Genomic DNA, 12,775 nt, shown 5'->3' on the forward strand with positions numbered 1-12,775 from the left:
CCATGTCGATGGAAAAAGTGGCGCTCATCACCGCAGGCGGCAGCGGCATGGGGGCGGACGCGGCGCGGCGGCTGGCGGGGGACGGCTTCCGGGTCGCCATCCTGTCCTCGTCGGGCAAGGGCGAGGCGTTGGCGCAGGAGCTTGGCGGACTCGGCGTCACCGGCTCCAACCGCTCCAACGACGATCTGGCGCGTCTGGTGGACGCCGCGATGGAGCGCTGGGGCCGCGTCGACGTGTTGGTGAACAGCGCCGGGCATGGCCCGCGCGGGCCGGTTCTCGACTTGACGGACGAGGATTGGCACATGGGCCTGGATGTTTACCTGATGAACGTGATCCGCCCGACCCGTCTGGTGACGCCGATCATGGTCGGGCAGAAGGGCGGGACGATCATCAACATTTCCAGCTTCGCCGCCTTTGAGCCGGACCCGCTGTTCCCGACCTCGGCGGTGTTCCGGGCCGGGCTGGCGTCCTACACCAAGCTGTTTTCCGACAAATACGCCGCCGACAATGTGCGGATGAACAACGTCCTGCCCGGCTTCATCGACAGCCTGCCGGAAACCGAGGAGCGGCGGCAGCGCATCCCGATGCAGCGCTATGGCAAAAGCGAGGAGGTGGCGGCGACCGTCGCCTTCCTCGCCTCGCCCGGCGGCGGCTACATCACCGGGCAGAACATCCGCGTCGATGGCGGCATCACCCGGTCGGTTTGATGTCCGTGGTTGTGTCGTCAACCGTCGGGTTTTTCTAGCTTTGCACGGAGGAACGGTTGACCTTGGCATTTGCCTTTGCCGGCGTTTGCTCGGCGCCTCCGCCGAGACCGCAAGCTGGGCGAGACGACAGCGATCATCTCGGATGAGAATCGGCCCGATCGGGCAACCGGCACAACAAAGGAAAACAGCGTATGCTCAAGGTCATTGCGCAGGACTTCATCAAGCCTGAAGCGGTTGAAATTGTCCTGCCTCTTTACCGGGAGCTGGTCGAGAAAACCCGACAGGAAGAACTCTGCATCGCCTATGATCTGTGTGTCGATCAGAAAGATCCCGGACATTTCATCTTCATTGAGGCGTGGCCGGATCGGGCAGCTCTTGATGCGCATTGCGCGAGCGAGCATTTCACGCGGCTGGTTCCGTTGATAAACGCGCATCAGCGGCAGAATGCGACCTTCATTCTCATGGATGATCTGCCCGTTTGAATCGCCCATCCTGGCCGGTGCTCACCGGCGCACCGGACGCAGTTCGTGCAGCAGCCACACCAGGGCGGAGACGACCAGAATCGCTCCGGCTTGGTGGGCGGCGGCGACCGGGATCCACACCACGGTCAGCAGGGTGGCGACGCCCAACCCGATCTGAATCAGCACCATCGCGCCCGCCGCCTGCGCGGCCTGAGTCGCGCGTCCGGGCAGGCGCGCGGTCGCCGTGCGAATCGCCAGCGCCAGCACGGCCAGCCCGGTCAGAAGCGCCAAGGCGCGGTGAATCAGTTGGATGGCCGCCGTGTTCTCGAACGGGTTGTGCCACCAGGGCGTCAGCGTGCCGACTTCCGGCGGAATGACATAGCCCTCCATCAGGGGGAAGGTGTTGTAGGCGTATCCCGCCCGCGACCCGGCGACGAAGGCCCCCCAGACGATGGTGACGGCGACCAACCCCAAGGCCCACCGGGCGTGGCGGCGCAAACCCGCCGACTCGGGCCGCCAGCCCGCCAACGGCAGCGGATCGAGCAGGCCAAGCGCCGTGCGCAGCAGCAGGGCGTAAATCAGAATCGCGGTTCCCAGATGCAGGGCGAGCCGGTAATGGCTGACGTTCGGTTGATCGACCAGCCCGCTTTTGACCATGAACCAGCCGATTCCCCCCTGCAAACCGCCCAACAGGAACAGCCCGGCCAGTTTGGGCCACAGATCCGCCGCGATTCGCCCCTGAATCCAGAAGCGCAGGAAGGGAAAGAGGAAAACAAAGCCGATCACCTGCCCCCACAGCCGGTGAAACCACTCCCACCAGAAGATTTCCTGGAATCCGGCCAGATCCATCCGGTTGTTGAAAATGCGGAATTCCGGCGTGTTCTTGTACAGGTCGAACACGCGATTCCATTCAGCGTCGGACAGCGGCGGCAGGATGCCGATCAGCGGCTTCCATTCCACCATCGACAGGCCGGATTCGGTCAGCCGGGTGATGGCGCCGATGACGGCCATCGCCAGAACCATCGCGGCGCACAGCAGCAGCCACCACGCGATGGGCCGGTTGTCAGGGGAGGACGAGGCGCGCAAACGGTCGGTGGCGAAGGCGGTCACGGGCGGCATTCCTGACGAACAAGGTCGGATGTTCGCCACTGTGGCGCTGGGAATCGGTCGCGTCAAACATTGCGCGGCTCTCGGATGATCCGCCTAAGCAGGTTTCTCCAGATCGGGCCACACATGGCCCGGCCTGGAGAAACCTGCGGACTCTATGGTTTGCAGGTTTTCCGAGCCTGCCCATGTGTGGGCAGAGTTCGGAAAACCTGCTTAGGGCATTTCCTGCACCGCGCCGCACAACACGAACAGGGCGAAGAGCAGGGCGAACAATCCGGCGATGGTGGTGAATTCCAGCAGCGCCTCGGTCAGCCAGAGGATGCGTTCCTGACGGTCCGCATTTTGTTTCGCCAAGGTGGCCATGTCGTCGTCTCCCATGAGGGGCGCCTCGTGAGGGTTGCCTCAAAACCAAATTCAATAAAATTTTAGCAAAATCACTGATGGCGCGCTGTGACGGTGGTCACAGGCGGCTTGGAATCGGCGCCGCGCGTCGGCTTGGGGGCGTGCAAGTGTGATTCTTTTGCGAAACAGGGAGCGTCCCGAATTGCCGTAAAAATGAAAATATATGTTTTAAAACAATGAATTATCAGGCGTTCATGGGATCCTCGCTGGTCCGCCTGCGCAAAAATCATCCGCAAGCCTCTTGAATCCAAAATCACCATCCATTAGCTGTCTGGCACTCGCCGGGTGTGAGTGCTAACAAGCGCGCCCCGGATTTCCAGATCACGTTCAAGCCTTATCCAAGGAGGCCGTCCCATGAAGTTCCGTCCGCTCCACGACCGCGTCGTCGTCAAGCGTCTGGAGTCCGATACCAAGACCAAGGGCGGGATCATCATCCCCGACACGGCGAAGGAAAAGCCGCAGGAAGGCGAAATCATCGCCGTCGGCCCCGGCGCTCGTGATGAATCGGGCAAGATCGTCGCGCTCGACGTCAAGGCCGGCGACCGCATCCTGTTTGGGAAGTGGTCGGGCACCGAAGTGAAGATCGAAGGCCAGGATTTCCTCATCATGAAGGAATCCGACATCATGGGCATCATCGAAGGCTAATGTCCTTCGCCCATCTTCGTTTCGACATTCGATACTCAGAGGAATTGAGATATGGCTGCCAAAGAAGTTAAGTTCGGCCCCTCCGCGCGCGAAAAGCTGCTGCGTGGCGTCGACATCCTGGCTGACGCCGTCAAGGTCACGCTCGGCCCCAAGGGCCGCAACGTCGTGATCGAAAAGTCCTTTGGCGCCCCGCGCATCACCAAGGACGGCGTGACGGTCGCCAAGGAAATCGAACTGTCGGACAAGTTCGAGAACATGGGCGCCCAGATGGTCCGCGAGGTCGCCTCGAAGACCAACGATCTGGCCGGTGACGGCACCACCACCGCGACCGTGCTGGCTCAGGCCATCGTTCGTGAAGGCGTGACCAAGGTCGCCGCCGGTCTGAACCCGATGGATCTGAAGCGCGGCATCGATCTGGCCGTCGAGACCGTCGTCGCCGACATCAAGGCGCGCGCCAAGAAGGTCACGACCAACGACGAGATCGCCCAGGTCGGCACGATTTCCGCCAACGGCGAAGTCGAAATCGGCCGGATGATCGCCCAGGCGATGGAGCGTGTCGGCAACGAGGGCGTCATCACGGTGGAAGAGGCCAAGGGCCTGGACACCGAGCTGGACGTCGTCGAGGGCATGCAGTTCGATCGCGGCTATCTGTCGCCGTACTTCATCACCAACGCCGACAAGATGATCGCGGACCTCGAAAACCCGTACATCCTGCTGCACGAGAAGAAGCTGTCGGGCCTCCAGCCGCTGCTGCCGGTTCTCGAAGCCGTCGTTCAGTCCTCGCGTCCGCTGTTGATCGTCGCCGAAGACATCGAAGGCGAGGCTCTGGCCACGCTGGTCGTCAACAAGCTGCGCGGCGGCCTGAAGATCGCCGCCGTCAAGGCGCCGGGCTTCGGCGATCGTCGCAAGGCGATGCTGGAAGACATGGCCATCCTCACGGGCGGTCAGGTCATCAGCGAAGACCTCGGCATCAAGCTTGAGAACGTCACCATCGACATGCTCGGCACCGCCAAGAAGGTGGTGATCTCCAAGGAGACCACCACCATCGTCGACGGCGCCGGCGTGAAGGCCGACATCGAAGCCCGTTGCGGCCAGATCCGCGCGCAGGCCGAGGAGACCACCTCGGACTACGACCGTGAGAAGCTGCAAGAGCGTCTGGCCAAGCTGGCTGGCGGCATCGCCGTCATCCGCGTTGGCGGCGCCACCGAGGTCGAGGTGAAGGAGCGCAAGGATCGCGTTGACGACGCGATGCACGCGACCCGCGCGGCGGTTGAAGAGGGTGTGGTCGCCGGTGGCGGCACGGCCCTGCTGTACGCCACCCGCGCTCTCGACAAGCTGGTCCCGATCAACGACGAACAGCGCGTCGGCATCGACATCATCCGTCGCGCCCTCCAGGCGCCGGTTCGTCAGATCGCCTACAACGCGGGCACCGATGGTTCCATCGTGGTCGGCAAGCTGCTCGATCAGGCTGACGCGAACTTTGGCTACGACGCCCAGAAGGGTGAATTCACCGATCTGGTCGCCGCTGGCATCATCGATCCGGTGAAGGTGGTTCGCACCGCCCTCCAGGACGCGGCCTCGATCGCTGGCCTGCTCATCACCACCGAGGCGATGATCGCCGAGAAGCCCGAGAAGAAGTCGGGCGGCGGCATGCCGGGCGGCGGAATGGGCGGTATGGGCGGCATGGACGACATGGGCTTCTAATCAGAAGTCCAGGGCGTTCCAACGCTTTGGTTTGGAAAGGGGTGCCCCTCGCAAGGGGGGCGCCCTTTTTCTTCGTGATGATCCGGCCCTGGGCATGGTTCCTGGGGGCGTTTGGCGGTTGCGCTCCGCTTTCCTGAATGTCAAGCCGAACTCTGGCTTGCTTTGCCACCGCTGGCTTCCAATAATCCGGCCTCCACGCCGAGGGCCGCCATCAAGGCCAGGGCGGATCGACCGCTTTCTTTTTACAACGAGGCTTTTCCATGCGCTCCTTCGAGGGCCAGCATTCCGACAACGTCGCCATCAAGCGCACCCGCGAGCAGAAGCAGCGGCAGGTTGCGCAGCTCAAGGAGCAGCTTGCGACGCTGAAGGTCCACGCCGCGCCCGCCATCCGCGAAGCCCTGGTCAAGCGCATCGCCGAACTCGACGCCGAACTGCGCCAACCGCCCAAGCCCGAGCGTGAAGGCCGCGAGCGTGACCGCGAGGACGCCCCGCGCGCTCCCCGCCGGGAAGGTCGGGCCAGCGTCTTCCGCAGCGACGACACCGGGCCGGGGGCGACGTCGGCCGCCGCCGCCGCGTCGGCCGCCTTCTCCTCCCCCCGCCGCCGCAGCTGACGCCATGGCCGATGATCGCGTTGCCCCAGCCAAAAGCCGCCGCCTGATGGATCAGGCGTGGCTGTTGATGCTGCTGCCGCCCCTGTTCTGGGCGGGCAACGCGGTCATGGGCCGCGCCGTCGCCGGGGCGGTGCCGCCCATCGGTCTGGCCTTCTGGCGTTGGACCTTGGGCACGCTCATCATCCTGCCCTTCGCCTGGAAGCATCTGCGTCACGATCTGTCGCCGCTGCTGGCGGGTTGGAAGGACGTGCTGGTGCTGGGCACGCTGGGCATCGGCCTGTTCAACACCTTTCAGTACATCGCGCTGAACTCCACCACGGCGCTCAACAGCGTGATGCTGCAATCGTCGATGCCGGTGCTGATCGTGCTGATGAGCCTGTTGCTGTTCGGCGACCGCGTGCGCCCCGCCCAGGGGCTGGGAATCGTCGTCTCGCTGATCGGCGCCACGACCCTGATTTCGCACGGCGACCCGGCGGTTCTGCTGGGTTTGCAATTGAACATCGGCGACGTCTGGATGCTGGCCGCCATCGCCATCTACGCCGCGTACACCACGCTTCTGCGCCGCAAACCGGCGGTCCATGGGTTGAGCTTCGTCGTCGCCACCTTCGCGGTTGGCGCGGTGGAACTGCTGCCCTTCTATGTCTGGGAAAGCATCACCCAGCGCGCGGTGGAGCCGACGGCGGTCACGTTTCTGGCGGTCGGCTACGTCGCGCTGTTCCCGTCCATCGTCGCCTATCTGTGCTTCAACCGCGTGGTCGAACTGGTCGGAGCCAACACCGCCGGTCTGGCGATCCATCTGGTGCCGGTCTTCGGCAGCCTGCTGGCCGTGCTGTTCCTGGGCGAACAACCGCACCTGTACCACGGCGTCGGCATCGCCTTGATCGCCACGGGAATCATTCTGGCGACCCGGCGGCGGGGGTGAGAAGACGTCTGATCCGTTACGGGAACAGCGGATTGTAGCTCGACAGCGCCGCGAGGAAGTCGTCCTGACTGGCGTGATTATCGCTACCAAGGGCAATATTAAGAGTGCTGTCGCAGCCCTTTGCGACAATCAGGCGATCTCTGATGGCGTCGAGTCCCAACCGTTCGATGATGGCGCGCAAGCAATCCTCAAAACAGATCAAAGACGCTCGCAATTGCCTGAAGACATCGGGATAGCGGGAGCGAAGGGCCTGGATGAAGCGTTTGTCTCCTGAAACCAACACATCAACAGCGGGCGTCGATAAGGCGACGACGGCCAATTGCGCTTCGCCCTGATCGATTCCTTCCTGTCCGGGAGCAAGCATGGCGTTGTAGAGGGGATTCTGAACCGATTCTTGGATCCAAGAATCTGGGATGACGGGAACCGTGCCTTGCAGGCCTTCAATCCTTTGGAGAATGTCCGCGCGCAGGGTGTTGGTTAGCGCATCGGGTGGCCTCCAGCGATTCAACGGAGTTTTTGCGCCCCTGACCGAGGCTGAGACAAGGCGGTAGGGATGGGTGATGCCCAAAGCCTCCAGACACTCCGCCCAAAGATCGCAGAAGACCAGTTTCAGGAACACATCCCGATCAAACAGCGCGTGACGGTCGGCCATGGGTCAGAGGACGCCCAGCCGTTCCAAAAATTCAAAGCTGTCGTCAGACAAGACGCCTGCATCAAGATGGGCGCGCAGTGCCTTCTGGCAAAGAGCGGATGTGTCTTCCCGCTCCGAAGCAAGAAACTTCAGGGTTTCATTGCCAAGCGGCCAAAGAGATTTCCCATTCTTCTTTGTATGCCGGACGGCGTTTAGAACGACATGACCGGGAGAAATTCCATATTGTCGCCCATAGCGGTCGGCGATTGCCGCAAGTTCTCTTGCACCCATGAGGTGTTTCAGGTTCAGCTTGCTGTTTTCGTTTCCGGTCAGCAGTTGCAACGCGTAGCGATTGGCGGCTTGCTCTTGCGCGTCCGACGATTCCACGTCGTCTTCTGAAACCTTCTCATCGACGATGGTGTCGCCATCATCGTCGATGTTCAGATGTCCAAGGGCGACGTGTCCCATCTCGTGGGCAAGAATGAAGAGAATCCAGGCGGGGAGATCATACTTCTTGGTGATAATGATGACAGGACGACCGGCGCAGGTCGTCACCATGCCGTCCATCTTCTTTTCCGCCGTCGGCAGGGCAGGCAGGTAAATCACCGGAACCCCGCTGCTCCAGCAGGCCTCCAGCAAGTCCGGCAACCCGACCCAAGGGGAATCTTTGCGTTGGAGACACGCCCCTCTCAGTTCCGAAACGGACGGCAACGCGCCGATCCAGGGCTGGGGCGTCGCTTGGGCGACGATGTGGGCGACGGCGGTCGCCAGGGCGCGCGGGGAGGCGATTTTGGCGGGGTCGGTTCCACCCCGGGTTTTGAAGCAGGCGGCGGGCATGGGCCGCTGTTGGAGTTGCCCGGCGCGGTCGATCTGGAGACCAAAATGCTTGGCGACGAAGCCGCGAATCTCATGGACGCCCGACGGGTACGCGATGGCGTCCCGCCACCAGTCGGGCAGGGTCTTCCACACCTCGGCAGCCTTCAGGCCAACGGCGGAGAATTCTGTGCTCAATAGGCTTTTCAGTTTGGCGGAGGAGGGGCTGTTCGCGGTCATGGGCTGCCTCCCTCGAATCCGGCGCTGCGACTCGGGATGTGATAGGTTAAAAGGGGCGTTTTGGCAAGCGAGAGACTCATGAAAGGTTGTGGGTGTGATTTTTTGGGATGGAGCAAGGGCCGTGGTGCGTCCTGCGATCCGCCACCTTATATAGGGCGCATCCTGTTTGTTTCATGTGCCACGGAGCCGTCATGCCCTCCCGCCGTTCTCTTCTCGCCGTCGTCGCCGTCGCCGTTTTGGGGCTGTCCGCCTGCCAGAGCGCGCCGCCGCGTCCCGCGCCGCGTCCGATTGATTTTTCCAACTTCGGCCCGATCATCCTCAGCGCCGGAGGCGTCGATGTGGTGAACGGCTATCGGCCCGGCGGCGGCAAGCATGTCGAGGACCGCTCGGCGGTTCCCCCGGTCGAGGCGGTGCGGCGCTGGGCGTCGGAGCGGCTCCAGGCCGCCGGTGGGGCCGGGCGGGTGCGCGTCACCATCAAGGACGCCAGCATCATCGAGGTGGCCTTGCCCAAAACCGAAGGGGTGAAGGGCTATTTCACCACCGATCAGGCCCAGCGTTATGACGGGCGGATCGAGGTCGAGGTGTCGGGCGACATGCCGGACAACAGCGCGGGCGCCTTTCGCGGCGCGACCAAGGCCATCGTCACCTATTCCACCACCGTGCCGGAAAACATCGCCCTGGCCGACCGCGAGGCCATCTTCCTCGACATCACCCGCCGACTGGTCGAGGATCTGAACGCCCGGCTGGACTCGGGCATCCGCAAGGATCTGGCGCCGATGATCCGGCGCTGACGGCGCTTTACCCGCCAATTTCACCACCAACGAAAAAGGGCCGCCCCACCGGGACGGCCCTTTTTCAACGCAAGACCGCTGTTTTTAGTAGCGGTAGTGGTCCGGCTTGTACGGGCCTTCGGTCGGCACGCTGATGTAGGTGGCCTGCTTTTCGGTCAGGGTGGTCAGCTTGGCGCCGATCTTCTCCAGATGCAGGCGGGCGACCTTTTCGTCCAGATGCTTGGGCAGGACGTAGACCTTGCGCTCGTAGGCGGCGGCGTTGGTCCACAGCTCGATCTGGGCCAGCACCTGGTTGGTGAAGCTGGCGCTCATCACGAAGCTGGGGTGGCCGGTGGCGCAGCCCAGATTGACCAGACGGCCCTGGGCCAGAACGATCAGGCGCTTGCCGTCGGGGAACACGACCTCGTCAACCTGCGGCTTGACCTCTTCCCAGACATAGTTGCGCAGGGAGTCGATCTGGATTTCGCTGTCGAAGTGGCCGATGTTGCAGACGATGGCGCGGTCCTTCATCTGGCGCATGTGGTCCAGCGTGATGACGTCCACGTTGCCGGTCGCGGTGACGAAGATGTCGCCGAGCGAGGCGGCTTCGTCCATCGTGACGACCTGATAGCCTTCCATCGCGGCCTGGAGCGCGTTGATCGGGTCGATCTCCGTCACCATGACGCGGGCGCCCTGCGAACGCAGGCTGGCGGCGGAACCCTTGCCCACGTCGCCGTAACCGGCGACGACGGCGACCTTGCCCGCCATCATGACGTCGGTGGCGCGCTTGATGCCATCGACCAGCGACTCGCGGCAGCCATAGAGATTGTCGAACTTCGACTTGGTGACGCTGTCGTTCACGTTGATGGCGGGAACCTTCAGAAGGTCCTTCTTCATCATCTCATACAGGCGATGCACGCCGGTCGTCGTCTCTTCCGACAGGCCGCGCACGTCGTCCAGCATGGCCGGATACTTCTCGTGCATGATCTGGGTGACGTCGCCGCCATCGTCCAGGATCATGTTCGGGGTCCAGCCATCGGGGCCGCGCAGCGTCGCCTCAATGCACTCCCAGAACTCTTCCTCCGTCTCGCCCTTCCAGGCGAAGACCGGGATGCCGGCGGCGGCGATGGCGGCGGCGGCTTGATCCTGGGTCGAGAAGATGTTGCAGGACGACCAGCGCACGGTGGCGCCCAGCGCCGTCAGCGTCTCGATCAGCACGGCGGTCTGGATGGTCATGTGCAGGCAGCCGACGATGCGGGCGCCGGTCAGCGGCTTGGAGTCGCCGAACTCCGCGCGCAGCGCCATCAGGCCCGGCATCTCCGTCTCAGCGATGTTGATTTCCTTGCGGCCCCAGGGGGCGAGGCTGATGTCTTTGACCTTGTAATCGGTGAAGGCGGCGGCGGCCATGGGGCGTCTCCTGAGCGCGGGGATGAACCGGCGGGCCGAAGGGGCCGCGCCTGAATTGCTCAAGGATGTAGCAGCGCGGCATCTGGTTCGCAAGCATAAAGATATCTTTATATCTGCAATATACGGAGATGGATCGCGGGACCGAAACGGGCGCGCACCGCAAAATCACAACCAAAAAGAGATTGATGAGGCGCGGCGCGGGCAAGTGACCGGAGATCGCGTGGGCTGTCTGGGAAGGACAAGGGCAAGGACAGAAGGCTTGGCAATCAAAAGCTTCTTTCGCGATGGATGCACGCGCCGGTATCCGTCTGATAATCCAGCCAATGTTGCATCGTGTCGTAATTAACGGTTTGTCAACCTGCTTGCGCATTACCGGATAAATAGATAGTCTTCAAACGCGAAACACGATCATCGGCTTGCTGAAAGTTGTGCGCACGCTAAGAACACTCATCGGCGCGCGGCTGGCCGCCTTTCAAGCGTCCAATCACAGCGCCGAGGCTTTCCAGGCGGTCTTGGCCGCTTCGGCGTGAATCATCGTCGTCATCGACACGCGCATCGTTCCACCGGCGGGCCGCCTCTTCAAGAACGGCTTCGCCGACTGTGTTTGGCTGTCCGTTTTCCTCCTGCAACGAAGGAATGAGGCTGTTCCATGGCTCTGCAACGCTATCACGTCGAATTTGCCCCCCTGTCGGCGGAAACGCTCGCCTTGTGGCGGAGCGTGCCCAGCAGCATCGCGTCCGACACGCAGAATCGTTGCCAGAGCATGGACGCGCGGATCAAGCCCTGCGCGCCGGGCATGCGGATTTGCGGACAGGCGCGGACGGTGGTGCCGATGCCGGGCGACAACAGCATGCTGTTGACCGCGTGCAGCATCGCCGCGCCGGGCGAGGTGGTCGTGGTGGCGGGCGGCGGGTTGGACGATGTGGCGATGGCCGGGGAATGGGTGGCGCGGAGCTGCCGGTCGCGCGGCGTGGGCGGTCTGGTGATCGACGGTTCGGTGCGCGACCTCGCGGACATTCGCGAGATCGGCTTTCCCGTCTTCTCGCGCGGCGCGGTGCCGCGTGGCCCGCACAAGGCGTTTGGCGGCAAGATGGACGTGACGGCGGCGGTCGGCGGCATCGCGGTCAATCCGGGCGACCTCATCATTGGCGATGACGACGGCGTGACCGTGGTGCCTCTGGCCGTCGCCGACGAAGTGCTGAAGCGTTGTCAGGCCTTGCTGGCCCATGAGCAGTATTTGTCGGAGGAACTGGACAAGGGGCGGACGTTGGTCGATGTTTTGGGGCTTCCCGAACCGGAACTGATCCTCACCCCCGGCGCCCGCTGACGTCGAAAAACCGTCCCTCTCATCATGGATGCCGCGCGGAGGTTTTGATCCGCGCGGCGACAGGCGTGCGCCCTTCATGACGCTGATTGTTCAGATCGTGTTGCCGATGTTTCTTCTCATCCTGGTCGGCTTCTACGCTGGCAAGTTTGGGAATTTCAGCAACGCGCTGTCTCAGGGCATTTCCCGTTTTTTGGGTCTGTACGCGCTGCCGGGGCTGTTGTTCGTCGCCATGGCGAAGGCGACGATTCCCGATCCCATCGAGTGGGGCTTTGTCGGCTCCTTCTTCATCGCCGCCTTTCTGGTTTTCGCCATCGGTTCGGGCTGGCGGTGGCTGGCGGGGCGGCGGGAGGAGATCGCCATCGTCGGTTTCGCCACCTCCTTCTCCAGCATTGGTTTGTTGGGCGCGCCGATTTTGATGGACGCCTATGGATCGGGGGTGGCCTTGCCCCTGATGCTGTTGATCGTGTTTCAATCGCCGTTGCTGTTCACCACCGTGACCATCATCGCCGAAACCCTGCGCAGCAACGGCGGACGCCCGATTCAGACCTCGTTGAACGCGATCAAGGCGACGCTGCTCAGCCCGATGATTCTGGCCATCGCGCTTGGGCTGGCCGTCAATCTTCTGCACGCGCCGGTGCCGGGCGCCGTGATGAAGGCGGCGACCTTGATCGGCGCGACGGTTCTGCCCTGCGCCTGCTTCACGCTGGGAACCGCCCTGTCTTACAGCCCCTTGACCGGGCGTTTGTTGCCTGCGACCGTCATGGCCTTGATGAAGGTGGCGCTGCATCCGGCCTTGACGTGGCTGTTAGCGGCGAAGGTCTTTCATCTGCCGCCCGATTGGCTGGCGCCGGCCGTCACGGCGGCGGCCTTGCCCATCGGCATCAATGTCTATGGCGTCGCCGAACGCTACCAGTCTGGTCGGGAACTGGTGTCGATGTCTCTCCTGATTTCCAGCCTGCTGTCGCCTTTGTCGATTTCCCTGGCTTATTGGGTGGCGACGCGTTGAGCCGGGTGACGTGATGTTTGCG

Annotated in this window: 14 protein-coding genes; 9 read left to right on the plus strand and 5 right to left on the minus strand. The window is 63.0% G+C overall.

The features are described from left to right. Nucleotides 1-2 precede the first annotated feature (2 nt). Together D3877_RS16465 and D3877_RS16470 are read left to right on the plus strand one after the other, a co-directional pair. Entirely contained in the window at nucleotides 3-707 is a 705-nt protein-coding gene (locus tag D3877_RS16465; RefSeq protein WP_119831806.1) for an SDR family oxidoreductase, read from the plus strand. A 191-nt stretch (nucleotides 708-898) separates the two neighbouring features. Then, entirely contained in the window at nucleotides 899-1,189 is a 291-nt protein-coding gene (locus D3877_RS16470; RefSeq protein ID WP_119831807.1) for a putative quinol monooxygenase, read from the plus strand. A 21-nt stretch (nucleotides 1,190-1,210) separates the two neighbouring features. On the opposite strand, the gene D3877_RS16475 is transcribed toward D3877_RS16470, so the two are convergent. Together D3877_RS16475 and D3877_RS29895 are read right to left on the minus strand one after the other, a co-directional pair. Next, nucleotides 1,211-2,287 (minus strand): COX15/CtaA family protein, encoded by a 1,077-nt coding sequence (locus tag D3877_RS16475; protein ID WP_119831808.1) that lies wholly within the window; start codon nucleotides 2,285-2,287, stop codon nucleotides 1,211-1,213. 201 nt (nucleotides 2,288-2,488) lie between these two features. Next, nucleotides 2,489-2,653 (minus strand): hypothetical protein, encoded by a 165-nt coding sequence (locus D3877_RS29895; RefSeq protein WP_158599930.1) that lies wholly within the window; start codon nucleotides 2,651-2,653, stop codon nucleotides 2,489-2,491. A 378-nt stretch (nucleotides 2,654-3,031) separates the two neighbouring features. Between D3877_RS29895 and groES the strand changes: the two genes are divergently transcribed. The 4 genes from groES to D3877_RS16495 all read left to right on the plus strand — a co-directional run bounded on the left by groES (nucleotide 3,032) and on the right by D3877_RS16495 (nucleotide 6,559). After that, complete coding sequence (groES, locus tag D3877_RS16480; RefSeq protein ID WP_119831809.1) at nucleotides 3,032-3,322, plus strand: co-chaperone GroES; 291 nt, start codon at nucleotides 3,032-3,034, stop codon at nucleotides 3,320-3,322. A 51-nt stretch (nucleotides 3,323-3,373) separates the two neighbouring features. Beyond that, nucleotides 3,374-5,026: a chaperonin GroEL gene (gene groL / locus D3877_RS16485; RefSeq protein WP_119831810.1), complete on the plus strand. Its 1,653-nt coding sequence runs from the start codon at nucleotides 3,374-3,376 to the stop codon at nucleotides 5,024-5,026. A 260-nt stretch (nucleotides 5,027-5,286) separates the two neighbouring features. Then, nucleotides 5,287-5,637 (plus strand): hypothetical protein, encoded by a 351-nt coding sequence (locus D3877_RS16490; protein WP_119831811.1) that lies wholly within the window; start codon nucleotides 5,287-5,289, stop codon nucleotides 5,635-5,637. A 4-nt stretch (nucleotides 5,638-5,641) separates the two neighbouring features. Continuing rightward, nucleotides 5,642-6,559 carry a DMT family transporter gene (locus tag D3877_RS16495; protein ID WP_119831812.1) on the plus strand — a complete coding sequence of 306 codons (918 nt, stop codon included), beginning with the start codon at nucleotides 5,642-5,644 and terminating at the stop codon, nucleotides 6,557-6,559. 16 nt (nucleotides 6,560-6,575) lie between these two features. Here D3877_RS16495 and D3877_RS16500 read toward each other — a convergent pair whose 3' ends face one another. Both D3877_RS16500 and D3877_RS16505 read right to left on the minus strand, forming a co-directional pair. Further along, the gene (locus tag D3877_RS16500) at nucleotides 6,576-7,211 is read right to left on the minus strand and encodes a hypothetical protein (protein WP_119831813.1); all 636 of its coding nucleotides are present in this window, start codon (nucleotides 7,209-7,211) and stop codon (nucleotides 6,576-6,578) included. 3 nt (nucleotides 7,212-7,214) lie between these two features. Beyond that, complete coding sequence (locus D3877_RS16505) at nucleotides 7,215-8,243, minus strand: ImmA/IrrE family metallo-endopeptidase (protein WP_119831814.1); 1,029 nt, start codon at nucleotides 8,241-8,243, stop codon at nucleotides 7,215-7,217. Nucleotides 8,244-8,434: 191 nt separating this feature from the next. On the opposite strand from D3877_RS16505, the gene D3877_RS16510 reads away from it, so the two are divergent. Further along, a complete protein-coding gene (locus D3877_RS16510; RefSeq protein WP_119831815.1) occupies nucleotides 8,435-9,034 on the plus strand; it encodes a hypothetical protein in 600 nt (199 codons plus the stop codon). A gap of 84 nt (nucleotides 9,035-9,118) precedes the next feature. On the opposite strand, the gene ahcY is transcribed toward D3877_RS16510, so the two are convergent. Then, entirely contained in the window at nucleotides 9,119-10,420 is a 1,302-nt protein-coding gene (gene ahcY, locus D3877_RS16515; protein WP_119831816.1) for an adenosylhomocysteinase, read from the minus strand. 649 nt (nucleotides 10,421-11,069) lie between these two features. Here ahcY and D3877_RS16520 point away from each other — a divergent pair. Together D3877_RS16520 and D3877_RS16525 are read left to right on the plus strand one after the other, a co-directional pair. Then, nucleotides 11,070-11,747, plus strand: a complete 678-nt coding sequence (locus D3877_RS16520) for an RraA family protein (RefSeq protein WP_119831817.1) — start codon at nucleotides 11,070-11,072, stop codon at nucleotides 11,745-11,747. 76 nt (nucleotides 11,748-11,823) lie between these two features. After that, nucleotides 11,824-12,753, plus strand: coding sequence for an AEC family transporter (locus D3877_RS16525; protein WP_119832499.1), 930 nt, complete (start codon nucleotides 11,824-11,826; stop codon nucleotides 12,751-12,753). Nucleotides 12,754-12,775: the final 22 nt, after the last annotated feature.

The sequence above is a fragment of the Azospirillum cavernae genome, assembly GCF_003590795.1.
Taxonomy (GTDB): Bacteria; Pseudomonadota; Alphaproteobacteria; order Azospirillales; family Azospirillaceae; genus Azospirillum; species Azospirillum cavernae.